This is a genomic window from Nonomuraea sp. IBHARD001 (genome assembly GCF_056106265.1).
Genome location: NZ_JBWBBW010000002.1, coordinates 1,788,243 through 1,808,150, shown reverse-complemented (window position 1 = coordinate 1,808,150; position 19,908 = coordinate 1,788,243). Strand labels below are relative to the sequence as shown.

The 19,908-nt window shown below is 69.9% G+C and carries 20 protein-coding genes, 1 tRNA gene and 1 riboswitch; of the genes, 14 read left to right on the top strand and 7 right to left on the bottom strand.

Going from position 1 to position 19,908, the window contains the following annotated elements; genetic code table 11:
* Positions 1-6 precede the first annotated feature (6 nt).
* Positions 7-774, top strand: coding sequence for a 3-oxoacyl-ACP reductase (locus ACTWNK_RS10510; protein WP_474303696.1), 768 nt, complete (start codon positions 7-9; stop codon positions 772-774).
* Positions 771-1,481: a gamma-glutamyl-gamma-aminobutyrate hydrolase family protein gene (locus ACTWNK_RS10505; protein ID WP_474303695.1), complete on the top strand. Its 711-nt coding sequence runs from the start codon at positions 771-773 to the stop codon at positions 1,479-1,481. The genes ACTWNK_RS10510 and ACTWNK_RS10505 overlap by 4 nt, the downstream gene beginning before the upstream one ends.
* Here the strand turns inward: ACTWNK_RS10505 and ACTWNK_RS10500 are convergent.
* On the bottom strand, positions 1,478-3,487 hold the full coding sequence (locus ACTWNK_RS10500; protein ID WP_474303694.1) for an ATP-binding protein: 2,010 nt from the start codon (positions 3,485-3,487) through the stop codon (positions 1,478-1,480). The genes ACTWNK_RS10505 and ACTWNK_RS10500 overlap by 4 nt on opposite strands.
* A 223-nt stretch (positions 3,488-3,710) precedes the next feature.
* Positions 3,711-3,808: riboswitch (glycine riboswitch) on the top strand.
* A 132-nt stretch (positions 3,809-3,940) separates the two neighbouring features.
* On the opposite strand from ACTWNK_RS10500, the gene gcvT reads away from it, so the two are divergent.
* The 3 genes from gcvT (at position 3,941) to ACTWNK_RS10485 (ending at position 6,883) form a co-directional block, all read left to right on the top strand.
* A complete protein-coding gene (gene gcvT / locus ACTWNK_RS10495) occupies positions 3,941-5,026 on the top strand; it encodes a glycine cleavage system aminomethyltransferase GcvT (RefSeq protein WP_474303693.1) in 1,086 nt (361 codons plus the stop codon).
* Positions 5,023-5,412, top strand: a complete 390-nt coding sequence (gene gcvH, locus ACTWNK_RS10490) for a glycine cleavage system protein GcvH (protein ID WP_474303692.1) — start codon at positions 5,023-5,025, stop codon at positions 5,410-5,412. The genes gcvT and gcvH overlap by 4 nt, the downstream gene beginning before the upstream one ends.
* A 94-nt stretch (positions 5,413-5,506) precedes the next feature.
* A complete protein-coding gene (locus tag ACTWNK_RS10485) occupies positions 5,507-6,883 on the top strand; it encodes an L-serine ammonia-lyase (RefSeq protein WP_474303691.1) in 1,377 nt (458 codons plus the stop codon).
* A gap of 281 nt (positions 6,884-7,164) precedes the next feature.
* Here ACTWNK_RS10485 and ACTWNK_RS10480 read toward each other — a convergent pair whose 3' ends face one another.
* The gene (locus tag ACTWNK_RS10480) at positions 7,165-7,620 is read right to left on the bottom strand and encodes a hypothetical protein (RefSeq protein WP_474303690.1); all 456 of its coding nucleotides are present in this window, start codon (positions 7,618-7,620) and stop codon (positions 7,165-7,167) included.
* 57 nt (positions 7,621-7,677) lie between these two features.
* Positions 7,678-7,893, bottom strand: coding sequence for a hypothetical protein (locus ACTWNK_RS10475; RefSeq protein WP_474303689.1), 216 nt, complete (start codon positions 7,891-7,893; stop codon positions 7,678-7,680).
* A gap of 515 nt (positions 7,894-8,408) precedes the next feature.
* Here ACTWNK_RS10475 and ACTWNK_RS10470 point away from each other — a divergent pair.
* The gene (locus tag ACTWNK_RS10470) at positions 8,409-9,212 is read left to right on the top strand and encodes a hypothetical protein (RefSeq protein WP_474303688.1); all 804 of its coding nucleotides are present in this window, start codon (positions 8,409-8,411) and stop codon (positions 9,210-9,212) included.
* Between the two features lie 16 nt (positions 9,213-9,228).
* Positions 9,229-10,134, top strand: a complete 906-nt coding sequence (locus tag ACTWNK_RS10465) for an inositol monophosphatase family protein (RefSeq protein WP_474303687.1) — start codon at positions 9,229-9,231, stop codon at positions 10,132-10,134.
* Between the two features lie 13 nt (positions 10,135-10,147).
* Here ACTWNK_RS10465 and ACTWNK_RS10460 read toward each other — a convergent pair whose 3' ends face one another.
* Positions 10,148-10,651: a hypothetical protein gene (locus ACTWNK_RS10460; protein ID WP_474303686.1), complete on the bottom strand. Its 504-nt coding sequence runs from the start codon at positions 10,649-10,651 to the stop codon at positions 10,148-10,150.
* A gap of 43 nt (positions 10,652-10,694) precedes the next feature.
* Positions 10,695-11,297 (bottom strand): DUF6286 domain-containing protein, encoded by a 603-nt coding sequence (locus tag ACTWNK_RS10455; RefSeq protein WP_474303685.1) that lies wholly within the window; start codon positions 11,295-11,297, stop codon positions 10,695-10,697.
* A 146-nt stretch (positions 11,298-11,443) separates the two neighbouring features.
* Here ACTWNK_RS10455 and ACTWNK_RS10450 point away from each other — a divergent pair, with 146 nt between their 5' ends.
* Positions 11,444-12,631 (top strand): amino acid deaminase/aldolase, encoded by a 1,188-nt coding sequence (locus ACTWNK_RS10450; protein ID WP_474303684.1) that lies wholly within the window; start codon positions 11,444-11,446, stop codon positions 12,629-12,631.
* Between the two features lie 86 nt (positions 12,632-12,717).
* Here ACTWNK_RS10450 and ACTWNK_RS10445 read toward each other — a convergent pair whose 3' ends face one another.
* A complete protein-coding gene (locus ACTWNK_RS10445; protein ID WP_474303683.1) occupies positions 12,718-13,044 on the bottom strand; it encodes a DUF3618 domain-containing protein in 327 nt (108 codons plus the stop codon).
* A 101-nt stretch (positions 13,045-13,145) separates the two neighbouring features.
* Here ACTWNK_RS10445 and bcp point away from each other — a divergent pair, with 101 nt between their 5' ends.
* Positions 13,146-13,619: a thioredoxin-dependent thiol peroxidase gene (gene bcp, locus ACTWNK_RS10440; RefSeq protein WP_474303682.1), complete on the top strand. Its 474-nt coding sequence runs from the start codon at positions 13,146-13,148 to the stop codon at positions 13,617-13,619.
* Between the two features lie 122 nt (positions 13,620-13,741).
* Positions 13,742-13,815, top strand: a tRNA-Leu gene (locus ACTWNK_RS10435).
* A gap of 15 nt (positions 13,816-13,830) precedes the next feature.
* On the opposite strand, the gene ACTWNK_RS10430 is transcribed toward ACTWNK_RS10435, so the two are convergent.
* A complete protein-coding gene (locus ACTWNK_RS10430) occupies positions 13,831-14,412 on the bottom strand; it encodes a hypothetical protein (RefSeq protein WP_474303681.1) in 582 nt (193 codons plus the stop codon).
* Positions 14,413-14,572: 160 nt separating this feature from the next.
* Here ACTWNK_RS10430 and ACTWNK_RS10425 point away from each other — a divergent pair, with 160 nt between their 5' ends.
* The 4 genes from ACTWNK_RS10425 to ACTWNK_RS10410 all read left to right on the top strand — a co-directional run bounded on the left by ACTWNK_RS10425 (position 14,573) and on the right by ACTWNK_RS10410 (position 19,892).
* Entirely contained in the window at positions 14,573-15,751 is a 1,179-nt protein-coding gene (locus ACTWNK_RS10425; RefSeq protein ID WP_474303680.1) for a sensor histidine kinase, read from the top strand.
* A gap of 61 nt (positions 15,752-15,812) precedes the next feature.
* Positions 15,813-16,472: a response regulator gene (locus ACTWNK_RS10420; protein ID WP_474310880.1), complete on the top strand. Its 660-nt coding sequence runs from the start codon at positions 15,813-15,815 to the stop codon at positions 16,470-16,472.
* 146 nt (positions 16,473-16,618) lie between these two features.
* Complete coding sequence (locus tag ACTWNK_RS10415) at positions 16,619-17,374, top strand: ABC transporter ATP-binding protein (protein ID WP_474303679.1); 756 nt, start codon at positions 16,619-16,621, stop codon at positions 17,372-17,374.
* A 4-nt stretch (positions 17,375-17,378) separates the two neighbouring features.
* Positions 17,379-19,892 (top strand): ABC transporter permease, encoded by a 2,514-nt coding sequence (locus tag ACTWNK_RS10410; RefSeq protein ID WP_474303678.1) that lies wholly within the window; start codon positions 17,379-17,381, stop codon positions 19,890-19,892.
* Positions 19,893-19,908: the final 16 nt, after the last annotated feature.

Here is a 19,908-nt window from a genome sequence, read left to right as displayed (position 1 = left end):
GGAAACATGCAGCGTTTGCAGGATCGCGTCGCCGTCATCACCGGCGCCGGGAGCGGGATAGGCCTGGCCACCGCGCACAGGTTCGCCCAGGAGGGCGCCAAGGTGGTCTGCGCCGACCTCGACGAGACCACGGGCGCCGCCGCCGCGGCCGAGGTCGGCGGGCTGTTCGTCAAGGCCGACGTGACCAGCGAGGCCGACGTCGTCCGGATGTACGAGACGGCGTTCGACGCCTACGGCAGTGTGGACATCGCCTTCAACAACGCCGGGATCTCACCGCCGGACGACGACTCGATCCTCACCACCGGTCTCGACGCCTGGCGCAGGGTGCAGGAGGTGAACCTGACCAGCGTCTACCTGTGCTGCAAGTACGTCATCCCCTACATGCGGCGCCAGGGCAAGGGCTCGATCATCAACACGGCCTCGTTCGTCGCGGTGATGGGGTCGGCCACCTCACAGGTCTCCTACACCGCGTCCAAGGGCGGCGTGCTCGCCATGTCGCGCGAGCTCGGCGTGCAGTTCGCACGGGAGGGCATCCGGGTCAACGCCCTGTGCCCGGGGCCGGTCAACACGCCGTTGCTGCAGGAGCTGTTCGCCAAGGACCAGGAGCGGGCCCAGCGCCGCCTGGTGCACATCCCCGTCGGCAGGTTCGCCGAGGCGAGCGAGATCGCGGCGGCGGTGGCCTTCCTGGCCTCCGACGACGCCTCGTTCATCACGGGCTCTGAGTTCCTCGTCGACGGAGGCATCTCCGGCGCCTATGTCACCCCGCTGTCATGAGCAGGCCCGTCATCGGCGTCACGTGCTACGTCGAACCCGCGCGCTTCACGGTCTGGGACCTGCCGACCGCCCTGCTGCCCTTCATGTACATCGAGCACATCGTGCGGGCGGGCGGCCAGCCCGTCATGATCCCGCCGATCGGCACGCCCGCCGACCTGATCTCCAGGCTGGACGGACTGATCATCGCGGGTGGCGGCGACATCGACCCCGCCCGCTACCAGGCCGAACCTCATGAGCAGACCGGCTACATCCGCGAGTTCCGCGACGCGTCCGAGTTCGGGCTGATGAGTGCGGCGCTGGAGGCCGACCTGCCCTTCCTCGGCGTGTGCAGGGGGCTGCAGGTGCTCAACGTCAGCCTGGGCGGCTCGCTGCACCAGCACCTGCCCGACGTGACCGGCCACACCGATCACGCGCCCGCGCCCGCCGAGTTCGGCCTGATGCCGGTGCACCCGGCCGACGGCACCAGGCTGGCCAAGCTGCTGGAGGGCGAGCAGGTCGTCAGGCACTACCACCACCAGGCCATCGACAGGCTCGGCGAAGGCCTCACGGTCTCGGCCGTCGCCGGTGACGGCACCGTCGAGGCCGTCGAGCTCGACGCCGCCACCTTCGCCCTGGCCGTGCAGTGGCACCCGGAGGCGGGCGACGACGGCACGCTGTTCGAGGCGCTGGTCGCCGCGGCCCGCGATCGGCGCGACGGCACGGCCTAGGGCGTCGACAGTGCGGTGATCGCCTCGTCGAGGTCGCGTTCGGCGCCGAAGCGGAACGCGGCCTCGTAGGCCTCCTCACCCGCCAGGCGCCGGGCCGATCCCGCGCACTCCCGGCGCAGGGCGGTCAGGCCTGGCGCGTTCATGGAGACCGCGCCCTGCCTGTCCCACACCTGCTGCGACAGCCCCAGCGCCACGGCCGCCGCCTTGCCCTCCTGTCCGGCCACGGCGATCCTGGCCAGCATGTCGAGGGCGAGCGCGGTGCCCAGCATGTCGCGCATGCTCCACTTGGTGGCCAGGCATCGGCGGGCCAGTCCGGCCGCTCCGTCCAGGTCGCCCCGCTGCAGCCGTACACCGCTCATGTGGTGGTCGGCGTAGGAGCGCAGCCAGTGCCCGCCGAAGGCGTCCGCGCCTCGCCACATCGCCTCGACCAGACGCTCGGCCGCACACAGGTCGGTGCCCTGCATCACCAGGGCCAGCGCTCCGGCCGACTGGGAGATCAGCACGCCGAACCCGGGGTCGCCGAGCTTCCTGTGGATGGCCGCCGCCTCCTCGGCGATCCTCATGGCCTCGCCGAGATCGCCCCTGAGCACGGCCAGCAGGGCCCGCATCGTGTGCGCGTAGGCGCCCGCGGTCACGTCGCCCTGCTCGGCCGCCGCGGCCACGGCCTCGGTGAGCAGGCGGCCCGCCGTGTCGTGGTCGCCCTGGATCATCGTCACCAGCGCGTAGGCCCACAACGCCGAGGTACGCGTGCCGCCCGGCTCGGGGCAGCGGGCCAGGGCGTTGCCGAGCTGGTGCCTGCCCTCGTGCAGATGGCCGCACGCCACCCAGAAGTAGACCAGGCTGGTGGCCAGGTCCAGGCCCGCCGCGTAGTCGTCCGGGTCGGACCAGCAGTGCCCGAACGCCGCCCGCAGATTGGGCAGCTCCCTCGACATCCGGCGCGACCAGCCCACCTGGTCCGGGCCCTTCCACTCGGCGTGGAACCATCGGGCCAGGCCCAGGTAGAAGTCGCGGTGCCTGCGCCGCATGTCGGTGGCCAGACCGAGCTCGCGCAGCCATCCGGCGCCGTATGCCCTGATGGTGTCGAGCATGCGATAGCGCCCGTCGTCGAGCGCGCGCACGATCGACTTGTCGACCAGCGAGGCCAGCGCCTGCTCGGCCAGGCGCGGGGTCAGCGGGGCGTGCGCGCACACGGTCAGCGCCGCCTCGGCCCCGAAGTCGCCGTGGAAGACCGAGAGCCTGGCCCACAGCAGCCGCTCCAGCGGCGTGCACAGCTCGTGGCTCCAGCCGATCGCGGTGCGCATCGTCCTGTGCCTGGACGAAGGCCGCTCCCCGTCGCCGGAGGCCAGTCTCTCGCCGAGTGTGGTCAGCAGTTCGTCCGCCGACACCGTGCGCAGGTGCGCCGCAGCCAGTTCGATGGCGAGCGGGATGCCGTCGAGCTTGTGGCACAGCCGCCACACCGCCTCCCCGGCCGTGAACCCCGGCCTGACGGCGCCCGCCCGCTCGGCGAACAGCGTGACCGCCCCCTCGGGCCCGCCCGCCGGAGCCTCCACCGGCATCGGGTGCACGGCCAGCACGTGCTCACCCGTCGCGCGCAGCGGCTGCCTGCTGGTGACCAGCAGCCGCAGGCCGGGCGCGGCCCGCAGCAGCGCGTCGGCCAGCCTGGCGCAGGGGCCGACGAGATGCTCGCAGGTGTCGAGCACGATCAGCGCACGCCTGCCCGCCAGGTAGTCGCCGAGCGCCCTGGCCTGTGACCGCGTGGCCTCCGGCGTCACCCCGACCGTGCTGGCGACGGTGTGCGCCAGCAGGCTCGCCTCCCTGAGCGCCGACAGCTCCACCAGCCAGACCCCGTCGGGATGCGCCTCCGCCTGTCCTGTGGCCACCCGGAGGGCGAGCCTGGTCTTGCCGACCCCGCCGACTCCTGTCAGCGTCACGAGGCGTTCGTGACCGAGCAGCTCGGCCGCGTCGGCCAGCTCCCTCGACCTGCCGACGAAACTCGTCGTCTCCACGGGTAGGTTCCCCACTCGCCCGTGGCCCGCAGTACCGATCACACTGTCCTCCCGCGATGACTGGCCGCGCAGTGCTTACCGAATGGTAACCACGTATCGCCCGACAAACAGCGGCCTGCGGAAAGGCCTGTCTCCGAGGTCAGGGCCACAGGAGGCACGACAGTCGCCCTCGTGGGGATTTCGCCGGACCCATCGAGCCCACTAGTCTGGGTTCCGACACCGATGAACCCGTGCGGGAGAGCGTCCTGACATCCGGTCAGGTCCCCTGAAGGAGCAAGCCCTCCCCGCGAACCTCTCAAGGCAAAGGACCGTACGGGCCAGGGTGACCTCTGGAAAGCAGGCCCTGTGGGCCTCGCCGAAGGTGAAAGTCCGGCCAAAATCCGGGCGAAGCTCTCAGGCACCGATGACAGAGGGGGAGGATCCTGGCATCCGACCCTTTCTGAGGTGCGAACAATGTCCCGACCGACACCGTTGCGAGACGTCCACGAGAGTCTCGGCGCGACGCTGACCGACTTCGCCGGCTGGCTGATGCCGCTGCGTTACGGCAGCGAGTCCGCCGAGCACAACGCCGTCCGCACCGCGGCCGGCCTGTTCGACCTCTCCCACATGGGCGAGATCCACCTCACCGGGCCGCAGGCGGGACAGGCGCTCGACTACGCGCTGGTCGGCCATCTGTCCGCGCTCGACCCCGGCCGGGCCCGCTACACCATGATCGTCAACGAGGCGGGCGGTGTGCTGGACGACCTCATCGTCTACCGGCTGGCCGACGAGGAGTTCATGGTCGTCGCCAACGCCTCCAACTACGAGCTGGTCGCGGCCGAGCTGCTGGAGCGGGCCAAGGACTTCGACGCGGTCGTCGAGGACCGCTCCGACCAGTGGGCGCTCATCGCCGTACAGGGTCCGCGCGCGCAGGAGATCCTGGCCGGGCTCACCGACGCCGATCTGGCCGGTCTGAAGTACTACGCGGGGCTGCCCGGCGTCGTCGCCGGGGTCCAGGCGCTGATCGCCAGGACCGGCTACACCGGCGAGGACGGCTTCGAGCTGTTCGTCGCGGGCGCCGACGCCGTGGCGCTCTGGCAGGCGCTGACCGAGGCGGGCGAGCCGTACGGGCTGATTCCGGCCGGGCTGTCCAGTCGCGACACCCTCAGGCTCGAAGCCGGTATGCCGCTCTACGGCAACGAGCTGAGCACGGCGCTGACGCCGTTCGACGCCGGGCTCGGGCGTGTGGTGAAGTTCGAGAAGCCGGGCGACTTCGTGGGCCGCGCCGCTCTTGAGCCGTTGAAGGACCTCCCGCCGCGCCGCCGCCTGGTCGGCCTGGTCGCGACGGGCCGCCGGGTACCCCGCCACGGGTACGCGGTCACGAAGAACGGCGCCGTTGTCGGCGAGGTCACCAGCGGAGCGCCGTCCCAGTCCCTGGGCAGGCCGATCGCCATGGCTTACGTGGACACCGACGCCACCGAAGGTCTGGCCGTCGACATCCGGGGCAGCCAAGAGGCTGTAGACCTGGTGGAGCTGCCCTTTTACAGGAGGAAGAAATGAGCACCATCCCTGACGAGCTGAGCTACACCAAGGAGCACGAGTGGGTGAGCGGTCTCGACGACGGTCGCACGGTGACCGTCGGCATCACCGCTTTCGCGGCCGAGGCCCTGGGCGACGTGGTCTTCGTACAGCTGCCTGAGCAGGGCTCCACCGTCGAGGCCGGGGACTCCATCGGCGAGGTCGAGTCGACCAAGTCGGTCAGCGAGATCTACGCCCCCGTCAGCGGTGAGATCGTCGAGGTGAACCAGGAGGTGGCCGACAAGCCCGACCTGGTGAACTCCGAGCCCTACGGCGACGGCTGGATGTTCCGCGTCCGCCTGAGCAGCGACCCCGAGGACCTGCTGACGGCCGAGGAGTACTCGGCACTGACGTCGGGCGCTTCCTGACTTTTCGGCCGGGGCCGTTACTCTGGAGAGAGCTCCACCAGCCGGCCGGCCCCGGCCGCACGCTTCCCCTTCGCCGCCTGAAAGGCGCACATCAATGGCGATCAGCGTCTTCGACCTCTTCAAGATCGGCATCGGCCCGTCCAGCTCGCACACCGGTGGCCCCATGGCCGCGGCACACAAGTTCGCCAGGGGCCTGCACGAGGACGGCCTGCTGGAGAAGACCGCCCGCGTCGACTGCATCCTGTACGGCTCGCTCGGCCTGACCGGCAAGGGCCACGGCAGCGACAAGGCCGTCCTGCTCGGCCTCTCGGGCGACAAGCCCGAACTCGTCGACGTCGACACCGTAGAGGCCCGCATGGCCGACATGCGCACCACCGGCAGGATCCGCCTGTACGGCCAGCACGAGATCGACTTCGTCGTCGGCGAGCACCTCGTGTTCGAACGCAAGATCTCGCTGCCCGAACACCCCAACGGCATGCGCTTCACCGCCTTCACCGACGACGGCCACCCCCTGCGCGAGAAGGTGTACTTCTCGGTCGGCGGCGGCTTCGTCGTCGACGAGAACGCCACCGGCGCCGACCGCATCAAACAGGACGACACCGTCCTGCCCTACCCCTTCACGACCGCGCACGAACTGCTCGCCCTGTGCTCGGAGACCGGGCTCTCCGTCTCCGGGCTGATGCTGGAGAACGAGAAGGCGTTCGGCCGATCGGCCCAGCAGATCCGCGACGAACTGCTCAACATCTGGCGCGTCATGTCCGAATGCGTCCAGCGCGGCATCGCCCAGGAGGGCGTGCTGCCCGGCGGACTCAAGGTCAAGCGCCGGGCCAACAAGCTCTACCGTCGGCTGCAGATCGAGGCGCCCGAGAAGGACCCGCTGCAGACCATGGACTGGGTGTCGCTGTTCGCCCTGGCCGTCAACGAGGAGAACGCCTCCGGCGGGCGCGTCGTCACCGCCCCCACCAACGGCGCGGCCGGCATCATCCCCGCCGTGCTCACCTACTACTCCCGCTTCATCCCGCAGGCCGACACCGACGGCGTCGTACGCTTCCTGCTGACGGCCGCCGCGATCGGCGTGCTGTTCAAGGAGAACGCCTCCATCTCCGGCGCCGAGGTCGGCTGCCAGGGCGAGGTCGGCTCCGCCTGCTCGATGGCCGCCGCCGGCCTCACCGAGGTACTCGGCGGCACCCCCGAACAGGTGGAGAACGCCGCCGAGATCGGCATCGAACACAACCTCGGCCTGACCTGCGACCCCATCGGCGGCCTGGTCCAGATCCCCTGCATCGAACGCAACGCCGTCGCCTCCATCAAGGCGATCACCGCCGCCCGCATCGCCCTGCGAGGCGACGGCCAGCACTTCGTCTCCCTGGACAAGGCCATCCGCACGATGAAGGCCACCGGCCGCGACATGCTCGACAAGTACAAGGAGACGTCACGGGGGGGACTGGCGGTCAACATCATCGAGTGCTGAAGGCGGGCGTGCCTCCTGGGCGCCGCCCGCCGGTTGATCAGGTCCTACCAGGAGGCTCTCGGCGGACGATACGAGCAGCACGACTTGGTCGGTGACGAGACCACGCGATTAAGGTGGCTTTCACCAGCCAGAGCTGGGAGGACTACGTCCATTGGCAGGTGGCGGATCGACAGATCTTGCAGGCTCGCTACCACTGCGAGTGACCCCTGTCTGCTCGGCAGCGGCCCCGAGCGCCTGGCCGGGCAGGCAGGGGTCACCTCGCGCAAGACGTGAGGTCCCCGTCATGAGCCGACCGGGCATCGATGAGCAGCATGGAAGTTGGGGCAGCAGATCACGGCCGTGCTGATGAAGGCTCCGCCCTCCAGCCAGTCGCCCCACTGGACATCCACCTGCCCCGGCAGGCTCACCCGGGCGTTCTTGACGCGGTGCTGGAACTGCTCGCGGTGGCCCAGCCGGTTGTCCCGATGGCTCGGCATCCGCCCGCAGTAGCCGTGCCACTGGCTCTCCAGCCACATCACCGCCTCGTCCACCTCGTGGAAGGTGGCCTTGATCTGCGTCCGGCCCTTCAGCAGCCAGTCGCAGGTCCGATTGGGCGGCAGAGGCGAGGCCAGGAACGCGGCCTGGGCGGCCGCGTCGGCGGACGGGCGGCGCAGCGACTCCTGCTCGCGCTCCCTGCCCTGCCCGGCCCACTGGTAGGCATGCCAGTGGCCTACCCTGACGGCTGCGACGTTCGGCATGCCTTCCCCTCAAGACAGGCCTCCGCCCTTCCGGACGGAGGCATGGACGGTGTCGAGCTAGATGTGACTGGTGTCGACGCCTGCTGCTCGCAGCTCGGCGCCGGTGAAGCGCAGGGTCGCGCCGGGCAGCTTGGAGTCGCCCAGCAGGTACGCGTCCTCGATGCCGGGGATGCGGGCGAACGTGAGGCAGGAGTCCATCTCCTCCTCCTGCTGATTGCCGCCGCACAGCGGGACCAGGACGGCGTCTCGCGTGTCGGCCATGTAGAGATTCATCGGGCGTCCTCATCTCTCGACGGGCTGGTGGACATACGTGGAGGCACCTCCCGACGGTAGAACTCCGAGGTCGGCACGCACACCTGCGAGGAGGTCGGAGGGCGCTCGGGAATGGCGGTAACTCCGACCTGGCCGGACGGCAGATTCCCGAGCAGCCGCCCATCGGAATGGGTAATCTGCTCGTGAATCCGGAGGGATGTGGGGTGTCAACCCAGAAACGTCTTGGAGTCAGTCCTCAGGCGCGGGGTCGCGAACTGGCTCGAATTGGACAGCAGCTATGGCAAGACGCCAAATCAGTAAAGGCCGCAGCAATCGAGTTGATGACTCGACACCCGGACATACCCAGCCTTCAGGCTCATCGTTACGTCTGCGCACTGTCCCAGGATCAAGCCGCAACCCGATACAACGAGGTCACGGGGAACACCACGGGATTGGGTGGCACATCCATCAACACCTGGGAAACCTGGGCTCGGACGCGCGGGCGCGCGGGATCGCCGCCGACCTTCTCCACCCTGGTGATCCTCGCCATGGCGTACGGCCGAGGGCCGCTCGGCATCGCCGACGAACAGCTCTCCCCCAGCGACCTGGTCGCCGGGGCATACGAACGCCTCGCCCCCGAGGACCGGCTGTCCCTGCGGAGATTCACCACGGCCGATCACCCGGTCCGCGTGCCGTCACCCGTTCCCGGACTGCGGCGACACGCCGGGAACGCCACCGACATAGGCTCGGATTTCGTGCTCGCCGCGCCGACGCCGGAGCACGACAATGCGAACAGGCTGGTCCGCTCCCTTCCCAACCCCGATCCCGGACAATTGCTGAGCCTGAACTGGGCCTCCTTCGGCTTCGGAGTGGAACGGCTGATACACCAGATAAAGAATGTCGGGCGACGCCTCGACGTCGACGCCTGTTTCGGAATCAACGAGGCAGGACTGGTGATGGCGACATTTCTCGCGTCGGCCCAATTCGGAAGGTGTCCCATCGGCTATCTCAAGTGCAACACCAGCCGTGACTCCATCACCCTCGACCCGGCCTCGGTTTATCCGGACCTTCCCGAGGCCCCTTCGGTCGTTCTCACCGACTTCGAGGTCAAGCACGCGGACGTCGTGGGATTCATTGCCAAGAAGATCCGCGACCGATATCCGGGAGCGGAGATCTATTTCGCCGTGTTCGGGGCCATGACGAAAGAACGCGACCTCGCAGTGGCCGGTTTCGACGACCTGACCGGGGCGGCGATCATGCGAGCCGCCGACTTCAAGGCGGTCTTCATAGCCGCCACGATGAGCCCTCCGGGGCTCGAACCGCCCTTGGAGCTACGTTGACATCAGGAGGCCACCCATGTCGCACCGTCCGATGCCCGGCATCGCCGAGGACCTCGCCAGGCTGGTCACCACCCTGATCGGGGAGATCCGACCGCAATTGATCAAGGCGGCTCTGACCGGAGACCATGCCGATCTCGCCAATTCCCGCCATGCCGGCAACTTCCTGTCGGCCTTCGACCTTCAGCTGCACGAGCGATATCGGGAACTGCTCACGGATATCTTTCCCTCCTTCGTCTACGCCTCCGAGGAAGCCGATCCTCAGATCGTCGGCACCGCCTCCGACCCGGACCTCTGCGTGCTCGTCGATCCACTGGACACCAGTGAGATGGCCGTGCGTTCCCTCTTCGGCTACACACACGTGATGGTCTACTCCCGGAGCCTGCGACGTCCGGTGGCCGCGGCGGTGGGCGACATCTTTCATGAGCTTCAGCTGTATCTCGCCGCGCGGGACGAGGACGGGCGAGACCATGCCTGGCTGCTGGAGCGCGACGGAACCCGCCATGCTCTGCGCCTGAACCGATTCGCGCCTCTCCAGGAGGCACTGGTGACCAATTTCCTGATGAAGCCCGGCCGGTTCACGGCATTGGCCGGGCAGAGCCGATTGTTCGAGGAGCTCGGGCGGTCGGGCCGAGGGCGCATCGGTGTGGACTTCGGCTCCATCAGCCTGTGCCACGTGGCGGCCGGGCTCACCGACTCGGTGATCGAGTTCAACAAGGGCTTCGCCGTATGGGACCTCGCCCCCGGCCACTACATCCTGAACGCGGCGGGAGGCGTCGTGGTGGACCTGCGAGGTGACACCGTTCCACTGGACTACGGGTTCACGTCGGTCGCCGAGATCGTGGCCGCCATGGACGATCGCCACAAGTTCGTCGCGGCGTCGTCCCTGCCCTTGGCGCATTCGATTGTCGAGGCCTTGACCTGAGTCGCACGGCACCCTACCGGCGTGACACGTGTACCCGTACGACCGCGCCCAGGGCGTCGTCGCAGACCTCTCGGCGGATGCGGCCGACGATCTCGCGGTCGAGTTTGCCCACCACGCTTCCCGCGTCCGCCGAGGCCGGGCAGGTCACCCCGATGCGGAGGCGGTCGACGTCGCCGACCACGCGTACGGTCGCCCGGCCCATGCCGTCGATGTCCTTGAGGCCGACGCACAGCAGGGCGGTGCCGGTGCCGGTGCGGACGCCGAGGCGGCCCCAGCCGAGGGCCAGCAGGAGCCAGCGCAGGGCCAGCAGGGCGAGCAGGACCATGGCCAGGGACGCCACCCACATCGACCAGGGGTGGGCGGCGACGGCGGCCGCGGTCTTGGCGGGCAGGAGGCGGGTCCCGGGCGGCAGGCCGGGCAGGCGGCCCTGGCCGCGTAGCCAGGCGTAGGCGCCGAGCAGCAGCAGGACGCCTCCCACGATGCCGAGCCCCCAGCGATTACCCGTGTACTGCTTCACACAAGCCCCTTCCCACACCATCCGACGATCGCGGCCCCCGCCCTCACAGCCCTTTCCTCCGCAACCGCACCACGACCTCTCCCCCGCACAGCGCCCCGAGCCCGTTGAGCCGATCCCCGACCGCCGTACCGACCTGCCGGAGCACGACGCCGGTGCGTTCGGCGCGGGTGACGACGGTGACCTCGATGAGGCGGCGGCGCAGCCGTACCTTGGCCTTGTCCACGCCTTCGACCTGCTGGGCGACGGAGCGCAGGGTACGGCGCAGGCCGGAGCGGGTGATGCCGATGACGATGAGCGGGTCGGAGGTCTCCAGAGGCACCAGACGCGACCGGCCGGGTACGAGTGCGAGCGTGACGAGGGCGGCTCCGGCGGCGGCCACGACGGCGGCTCCGGCCGACAGCAGGGGCTCCTCCCAGGTGTGCGATCCGGCGAGCGCGAGCGCCTGGTCGACGGGAAGCAGGCCGATCGGCTTGTCCATGAGCCTCGCGACGACCTCGACCACGGTCAGGCCGAGCGCGGCGGTGCTGGCGAGTGCGACGCCCACGCCCGCGGGGGTGCGTGCGGGTCTGAGGGTACGGCTGGACCTGCGGCGCGGTGTCTCCTCGGCATAGGCGCTCGGCCGGATCTGCTGCAGTGTGGTCGTCACATCGCCCAGGAGTACACGGACGGGCGAGCACAGCGGCAGATGCGCCGCCGGTGTTTTGCCCGATGCTGGGAAAAGGATGGACGGCGAGGGAGTTAATGTGACACCCACTCATGTTCAACCGGACATCAGCCCGTTACGCTGCTGCTATGGACGACCGCCAGCGCTATGACCGGGTGACCGCCGACCTGGAGGCCCCCTTCGCCATCCTCGACCTGGCAGCGCTGCGCTCCAACGCCACCGACCTGGTACGGCGGGCGGCGGGCAAGCCGATCAGGGTGGCCAGCAAGTCGATCAGGAGCCGGGCCGTGCTCGAACGCATCCTGGCGATGGACGGCTTCAGCGGCATCATGGCCTTCACCCTGCCCGAGGCGTTGTGGCTGGTCGCGTGCGGGCACACCGACGTGCTGGTCGCCTATCCCACGGCCGACCGTGCGGCGCTGGCCGAGCTCGGGGCCGACGCCAGGGCGGCACGCGAGATCACCGTCACCGTCGACAGGCTGGAACACCTCGACTTCATCGAGGAGGCGCTGCCGCCGGGCCACCACGAGATCAGGCTCAGCCTCGACATCGACGCCGGATATGTCGCGTTCGGCGGCAGGTTCAGGGCAGGCGCCCTGCGATCGCCCGTACGCGAGCCCGAGCAGGCCGCCGACCTCGCCGCCGCCGTCGCCGAGCGCCCCGGGTTCAGGCTGGCCGGGCTCATGGCCTACGAGGCGCAGATCGCGGGCGTGGGCGACGAGGTGCCCGGCAACGCCGCCATGAGCCGCGTTGTCAGACTCATGCAGAGCCGCTCGGCCAGAGAGCTGATCGTACGGCGAGGCCGTATCGTCAATGCCGTCAGGCAGCATGCCGACCTGGAGTTCGTCAACGGCGGCGGCACCGGCAGCATCGAGCGGACCGTGCGCGAGAAGGCGATCACCGAGGTCGCGGCCGGATCGGGATTCTTCCATCCCAGGCTGTTCGACCACTACAGCGCCTTCACCGGCAGGCCGGCCGCGCTGTTCGCCCTGCCGGTCGTCAGGCGGCCGTCGCCCGGCGTCGTGACCGTGCTGGGCGGCGGGTACCCCGCCTCCGGCGCGGCGGGCCCGAGCAGGCTGCCCCAGCCGTACCTTCCTGCGGGGCTGACCTACGCGCCGGACGAGGGGGCGGGCGAGGTGCAGACGCCGCTGCTCGGGCAGGCCGCGCACGACCTGCGCGTCGGCGACAGGGTGTGGTTCAGGCACGCCAAGGCGGGCGAGATGTGCGAGCGGTTCGCGAGCCTGCATCTGGTGGACGGCGACGAGCGCGTGGACGAGGTCCCGACCTACCGCGGCGAGGGCAGGACCTTCCTCTGAGCGACCGGCCCTCTGAGCGACCGGCCCTCTGAGCGACCGGCTCTGAGCGATCGGCTCTGAGCGACCGGCCGAACGGGCTGCCGAGCCTATCGGCGGCGGCGTCGGAACAGCACGATCGCGGCCCCCACCACGAGCACGGCCCCCACGCCGATCAGCAACGGCGCCAGGTTCGGCCGCTCGTCGTCCCACAGGTCGTCCGGGTCGTCGCCGAAGGTGACCGGCCTCGGCGTGACGCCCACCAGGTCGCCGACCGAGGCGACGAACTGCCCCACGTCGGACTTGACCTTGGCCACGCCGCGCTCGGCGACCCGCTTGGGACTCACCCGGTCGGCGATGGCGTCCACCGTCTGCGCCAGCTCCGTGCGCGTCTGCGCGATCCGCCGCTCCAGCTCATCGGGATCGATGTCGGACATGGCACTCCCCTCGTGGTCAAGTGATCAGTCTGTCAGGTCGCACCAACGTACGGCACGCCGGGCAGGCCGGTAGGTTGGCCACGGAACCTCAGGAGGAGTTCGTGACCGAAACCAAGCTCGCACCCGGCGACGCCGCGCCCGACTTCACGCTACCCGCAGCAGAGGGCGACCCCGTGTCGCTGGCCGCCTACCGGGGCAAGCGTGTCATCGTGTACTTCTACCCAGCCGCGATGACGCCAGGCTGCACCAAGCAGGCGTGCGACTTCCGCGACAACCTGGGGCAGTTGACCGATTCCGGGTTCGTGGTGCTGGGCGTGTCGAAGGACAAGCCGGAGAAGCTGCGCGCGTTCGCCGAGCACGACGCGCTGACCTTCCCGCTGCTGTCCGACCCGGACCTCGACGTGCACAAGGCCTACGGCGCCTACGGGCCCAAGAAGCTCTACGGCAAGGAAGTCGTCGGCGTCATCCGCTCGACCTTCGTGATCGACGGCGACGGCAAGATCGAGCTGGCGCTCTACAACGTGAAGGCGACGGGTCACGTGGCCTCGCTGAAGAAGAAGCTCGGCCTGGCCTGAGCGGGCCCCGCCGTCTCGCGGCGGCGGGGCGAACGCGTGGTCGCCATGAGGCGTTGGGCTGTAAGATCAGGGCGTCCGGCAAGGGGCTGACACCCCCGCCGGGCAGGGCGGCAAGGCGTAGAGGGGCCGTAGCCCAACGGCAGGAGGCGAAGGCTTTAGGTGCCTTACAGTGTGGGTTCGAATCCCACCGGCCCCACGTGCGCCCGCTCGCTCAGGTGCCCGTGCTGCTCGGACTAGGGCTCACCGGGCCGGGGCTGGGAGCGGACGGCGGCTGCGGGGGCATGATCCGGCCCGGCGGCGGGAAGAACCGATCCTCACGCGGCATGACGCAATACCAGCCGCCCTCCGGGTTCGACGAGCAGAACTCCGCCTGACCCCTGCCACGGGGCATTCCGCGGTCGAAGGGCGCGTGCCCTCGCCACTCGCGCATCACCTCGTGCCCACCGCGAGGCCCGAGCCGATCGAAGAGCCCACCCAGGATGATCACACCGGCCCCGCCGAGCACCGCGCCGACCAGCAGGGCGATCAGCCCGACCCCGACCAGCTGCGTCGAGTGCCTGCGCGCGAACTCGCCGAACCCGTCACGCGGCGGCACACGGTCACCGGCGCCGCCCGGAGGTTGGCGGGAGCCGGCCACGGGTCCGGTCTCCGACGGCCGCGGCGGCGAGGCCTGCGGGTCGGGGTCCGGGCGCCCGTGGACCGGTTGCTCGGGTACGGTGGCCTGCTCGGCCAATGGGTCGCGCGACGCTTCCTCTTCGCCGCGCGACCCGGCATCACGATCATGATCCGCCATCACGATCTCCCTTTACTCGCCCCGAAGGCGCTCCCAATACAGACTCTGCCCAACGGGCCGTAAGGACCGCGTAAGCACGGCCGATGTGCGACCACAGTCGTATGCGCACCTCCACCTATGGGTGGAAGGCGCATCCTCTGCCCGTACGTAGCCTGATGGTGTGTTCGGCAGCATTCGCGCCTGGTCCCGGCGCCACACCAGGCTGGTCGACGTCCTGCTCATGACGCCGCTGGTCGCCTTCTGCCTGCTGTTCGGGCTGACCTACATCGGCGCGCAGCCGCCCGAGGGGCGTGAGATCCTCGACGTGGCCGGGTACGCGATGCTGTGCGTGCTGCTGCTCGCGCCGCTGCTGTGGCGCAGCACCCATCCGCGTGCCGTCTACGCCGTCATCGCGCTGACCAGCTTCGCGCAGTGGCTGTCCGGCACCGAGCCGCTGGCGCCGAACGTCGCCGTGCTGGTGGCGATGTACTCCGTCGCCTCGCGCAGCTCACGGCCGTGGGCGGTGGCCTCGCTGCTGGTCACCGAGCTGGGCGTCTTCCTCGGGCTCAGCCATGTGGAGACGCCTCGGCTGAGTGTGTTCGTCGCGATGTCGGTCATCCCGATGACGATCTGGATCTCCGGCATCTACGCCAGCATGCGAAGGAGATACCTCGAAGGCCTGGAGGAGCGCGCCGAACGCGCCGAGCTCGAACGCGACCAGCAGGCCATGCTCGCCGCCGCCGCCGAACGGGCCAGGATCGCCCGCGAACTGCACGACGTCGTCGCGCACAACGTCAGCGTGATCATCGTCCAGGCCGACGGCGCCGGATATGCCATCGACAGCGATCCCGAACAGGCCCGCATCGCCGTACAGAACATCTCACGCACCGGCAGGGAGGCGCTCGCCGAGATGCGCAGGATGGTGGGCGTGCTGCGCCAGGACGGGGGCACTCCGGCGGAGTACGTGCCACAGCCGGGGCTCGGGCAGTTGCCCGACCTCATCGAGGGGTCGGGCGTGCCCGCCGTGCTCACCGTCTCCGGCACACCGGTCGACCTGCCCGAAGGCGAGCAGCTCGCCATCTACCGCATCGTGCAGGAGGCGCTCACCAACGCGCTCAAGCACGGCGGCCCCGAGGTCAGCGCCACGGTCGAGCTCACCTACGGCGGGCGCGACGTCACCGTCAGGGTGACCGACGACGGCAGAGGCGTCGCGGCCGGCACCACCGGCGGCGGCCACGGCCTGGTCGGCATGCGCGAACGCGTCGGCATGTACGGCGGCGCGGTCTCGGCCTCACCCAGGACGGGAGGCGGCTTCCAGGTGTGCGCGACGATGCCCGTACCCTCGGCCAAGGCGGCCTGATCCCGATGAATCCCCGCGAAACCGGCAGAGCCGTGGAGGTCCGAGCTTGAGCATTCGTGTGATGCTGGTCGACGACCAGGAGTTGTTGCGCACCGGCTTCCGCATGGTGCTCGGCGCACAGCCCGACATCGAGGTCGTGGCCGAGGCGGGCGACGGCCGGGCGGCGCTCGACCTGCTGACGCACACCGAGGTGGACGTCGTGCTCATGGACGTGCGCATGCCGCGCCTGGACGGCGTCGAGACCACCCGGCTGATCTGCGCCGGGCAGGACGGGCCGAGGGTGCTCATCCTGACGACGTTCGACCTCGACGAGTACGCCTTCAGTGCGATCAGGGCGGGCGCCTCCGGCTTCCTGCTCAAGGACGTGCCGCCCGGCGACCTGGTCAGTGCGATCAGGTCGGTGCACAGCGGCGACGCCGTCATGGCGCCGAGCACCACGCGCAGGCTGCTCGAACGCTTCGCCAGCCATCTGCCGATCGGCCCGCACAAGGAGCCGGGCGACGTCGCGGCCCTCACCGCACGCGAACGCGAGGTGATGTTGCTGGTGGCGCGCGGGCTGTCCAACTCCGAGATCGCCGAACGCCTCGACCTGGCGGAGGCCACGGTGAAGACGCACCTGGGCAGGGTGCTGGCCAAGCTGGACCTGCGCGACCGCGCGCAGGTCGTGGTCCACGCCTACGAGGCCGGGCTGATCGTGCCCGCCGATCGTCCCAAGGGCTGAGGCGAGGCGCCGGATCGGCCGAATGGCCGACCCCGCGTTCCACCGCAGTCGCACCCGAAGTCCCTCCTCAAGGCCCAGGTCCGGGCCATGGGCCCGCTCTAGCGTTGGTGACGTCGAATCCGGCCCCTTCGTAGGAGTGAGTGAACGTGACCGCAGTCACCGATGTCCGCCGCCAAGCACCGCCAGCCGTCGTGGCGCGGGGACTGTCCAAGGTCTACGGCCAGGGCGACGCCCAGGTGCACGCCCTGCGCGAGGTGGACGTCGCCTTCGCCACGGGCGCGTTCACGGCCATCATGGGCCCTTCGGGGTCGGGCAAGTCCACCCTCATGCACTGCCTGGCCGGTCTGGACACCGTCACGTCCGGCTCGGTGCACATCGGCGACGTGGAGCTGACCGGTCTCGGCGACAAGCAGCTCACGCTGCTGCGCAGGGACCGCATCGGCTTCATCTTCCAGGCGTTCAACCTGCTGCCCACGCTGACGGCCGAGGAGAACGTCAGGCTGCCGCTGGAGATCGCCGGACGCCAGGCCGACCAGTTGCTCTTCGACCGGGTCATCGAGACCGTCGGCCTGCGCGACCGGCTCAGGCACAAGCCGACGGAGCTGTCGGGCGGCCAGCAGCAGCGTGTGGCCGTGGCCAGGGCGCTGATCAGCAAGCCGCAGGTCATCTTCGCCGACGAGCCCACCGGCAACCTCGACTCGCGCAGCGGCGCCGAGATCCTCTCCTTCCTGCGTACCTCGGTGCGTGAGCTCGGCCAGACGATCGTCATGGTCACCCACGACCCGGTCGCCGCCTCCTACGCCGATCGGGTGATCTTCCTGCGGGACGGTCTGCTGGTCAGCGAGCTGAACCAGCCCACGCCGCAGTCCGTGCACGACACGCTGATGAAGCTGGAGGTCTGAGCCGGTGCTGAAGACCACACTGGCCGGGCTCAGGGCGCACAAGTTGCGCCTGCTGCTCACCTCGCTGGCGATCACGCTCGGCGTCGGCTTCATCGCGGGCACGTTCGTGCTCACCGACAGCATCGACGCCGGGTTCGCCCAGAAGATCACCGCACAGGCCGACAAGGTGGACGTGGCCGTCATCCCCCAACCGGGCGGGCGCGGCGGCGAACCCCCGGTCCTGTCCCCCGCCACGCTGGCCAAGGTCCGCGCCCTGCCCGGCGTCGCCGACGCCCAGGGCCTGGTACGCGGCCCGGCCCCGCTGCTCGGCAAGGACGGCAAGGCCATCGGCAGCCAGCCGACGACGGTCGTCTCGGTCAGCACCGGACAGCTGAACCGCACCACGATCACCGAGGGCCGCACGCCCGCTTCGGCCACCGAGGCGGTCGTCGACACCAACACGGCCAGGACACAGAAGTTCGCGGTCGGCGACCGGGTGACGGTGCTCGGCAAGGACCAGGCCAGGCACGAGTTCACTCTGGTCGGCCTGTTCGACGGCGGCACCGACCAGGAGCTCGCCTACACCGGCGGCGTCGGCCTGACCACTGCGAAGGCGCACGAGGTCACCGGCGTCACGAACTTCGCCGAGATCGACGTGGTCGCCGCCGACGGCACCGACGCGCAGAGCCTGCGCGACAGCGTCGCCACCGCGGTCGGCTCGGGCCTGAGTGCCAAGACCGGTGCGGAGCTCGCCTCGCACCTGGCCAAGGAGGTGGGGCTCGAGACCGAGTTCCTGACGTTCGGCCTGCTGATGTTCGGCGTCATCTCGATGATGGTGGCGGCGCTGGTCATCTACAACACCTTCAACATCCTGGTCGCCCAGCGCACCAGGGAGATGGCGCTGCTGCGCTGCATCGGCGCGACGCGCAGGCAGATCTTCGGCTCGATCCTGCTGGAGTCGGCCGTGGTCGGGCTGCTGTCGTCGGTGCTCGGCCTGCTGGTCGGCTACGGCCTCGGCGCGCTCGCGCTCGTCGTGCTCGGTGGGACCGGCGCGCCCATCCCGGTCGGTGTGGGCGCCTCGCTCGCCCCCAGGACGATCGTCGTCGGGCTGGTCGTCGGCGTGCTGGTGACCGTGCTGGCCGCCGTGCTGCCCGCCAGGGGCGCCACCCGGGTGGCCCCGATCGCGGCGCTGCGGACCCAGGTGGAGGAGCAGACGTTCCGCACCGGCGTGCTGCGCTCGCTCTTCGCGGCGCTGTTCCTGCTGGCGGGCGTGGCCGCGACGGCGTTCGGGGTGACCAAGGAGCCCGGTCAGGACGCGCTGATCGTGGTGGCGGCGGGCGGCGCGCTGACGTTCGTCGCCGTGCTGATCCTCGGCCCGGTCATCGTCAAGCCGCTCAGCGCGCTCGTCGGCTGGCTGCCGGGCAAGGCGTTCGGCGTGCCCGGCAGGCTCGCGGTCGACAACTCGGGCCGCAATCCCAGGCGGGCCGCGACCACGACGATCGCCCTGACCATCGGCGTGACGCTGATGACGCTCATCTCGGTCGTCACGGCGTCGGCCAGGGTGACCATGACCGATCGGCTGGACGGGCAGTTCCCCGTCGACTACATGCTCACCACGCAGGGCAACGACTCCACGATCCCGCTGGAGGTCGCCTCCGCCCTGCGGACGAAGGCCGAGCTGACCTCCGTCGTGCAGATCCGCGGCGCCGAGGCGAAGATCGGCAAGCAGGCCTACACGGTCAGCACGTTCAGCGGCCCGCTCAACACCGCGGCCGGTCTGCAGAGCGGATCGATGAAGGACTTCGGGCCCGGCTCGATCGCCCTGGTCGACTGGGCGGCCAAGGACCTCGGGGTCAAGGTGGGCGGCACGTTCACCCTGGCCACGCCCGAGCACGGGAAGGCCGAGGTGAAGGTCGCGGCGATCTTCAAGACCGAGGGGTCGCTGCTGCCCGAGCTGACCGTGCCCGAACGCGACTTCGCCTCCTACTTCGGGAAGGTGCCCGACGCGCAGGTCATGGTCAATCTGAGGGACGGCGTCGATCCCGACGCGGCACGCAAGATCGTCGAGGCCGTCGCGCAGCCGTACCCGACCGTGCAGGTGGCCAGTTCGACGGAGATCAGGGGGGAGTTCGACGAGGCGCTCGACATGATGTTGATGATCATCACGGGGCTGCTCGGTCTGGCGATCCTCATCTCGCTGCTCGGCATCGCCAACACGCTGTCGCTGTCGGTGCACGAGCGCACCAGGGAGTCGGCGCTGCTGCGGGCCCTGGGGCTGACCAGGCCGCAGTTGCGGCGGATGCTCTCGGTCGAGGCGTTCGTGCTCGGGCTGATCGGGGCGCTGGTGGGGGTGGCGCTCGGGGCGGTGTTCGGCTGGGCCGCGGTGCAGACGATGAGCGACAACGCCACGTTCGTGGCGCCGGTGCTCCAGGTGCTGGCGTTCATCGCCCTGTCGGGTCTGGCGGGCGTGCTGGCCGCGGTGCTTCCGGCGCGCAAGGCGGCACGCGCCTCCATCGTGGGGTCGCTGGCCGGCGGCTGAGCGGGAGGGGTCGAGG

Excerpts from the sequence above, each read along its gene's own strand:
- ACTWNK_RS10420 (WP_474310880.1), top strand. The coding sequence starts at position 15,813 with ATGCTGGTCGACGACCAGGAGTTGTTGCGCACCGGCTTCCGCATGGTG.
- gcvH (WP_474303692.1), top strand. The coding sequence starts at position 5,023 with ATGAGCACCATCCCTGACGAGCTGAGCTACACCAAGGAGCACGAGTGG.
- gcvT (WP_474303693.1), top strand. The coding sequence starts at position 3,941 with ATGTCCCGACCGACACCGTTGCGAGACGTCCACGAGAGTCTCGGCGCG.
- ACTWNK_RS10505 (WP_474303695.1), top strand. The coding sequence starts at position 771 with ATGAGCAGGCCCGTCATCGGCGTCACGTGCTACGTCGAACCCGCGCGC.
- ACTWNK_RS10485 (WP_474303691.1), top strand. The coding sequence starts at position 5,507 with ATGGCGATCAGCGTCTTCGACCTCTTCAAGATCGGCATCGGCCCGTCC.
- ACTWNK_RS10450 (WP_474303684.1), top strand. The coding sequence starts at position 11,444 with ATGGACGACCGCCAGCGCTATGACCGGGTGACCGCCGACCTGGAGGCC.
- ACTWNK_RS10475 (WP_474303689.1), bottom strand. The coding sequence starts at position 7,893 with ATGAATCTCTACATGGCCGACACGCGAGACGCCGTCCTGGTCCCGCTG.
- ACTWNK_RS10430 (WP_474303681.1), bottom strand. The coding sequence starts at position 14,412 with ATGGCGGATCATGATCGTGATGCCGGGTCGCGCGGCGAAGAGGAAGCG.
- ACTWNK_RS10480 (WP_474303690.1), bottom strand. The coding sequence starts at position 7,620 with ATGCCGAACGTCGCAGCCGTCAGGGTAGGCCACTGGCATGCCTACCAG.
- ACTWNK_RS10445 (WP_474303683.1), bottom strand. The coding sequence starts at position 13,044 with ATGTCCGACATCGATCCCGATGAGCTGGAGCGGCGGATCGCGCAGACG.
- ACTWNK_RS10465 (WP_474303687.1), top strand. The coding sequence starts at position 9,229 with ATGTCGCACCGTCCGATGCCCGGCATCGCCGAGGACCTCGCCAGGCTG.
- ACTWNK_RS10510 (WP_474303696.1), top strand. The coding sequence starts at position 7 with ATGCAGCGTTTGCAGGATCGCGTCGCCGTCATCACCGGCGCCGGGAGC.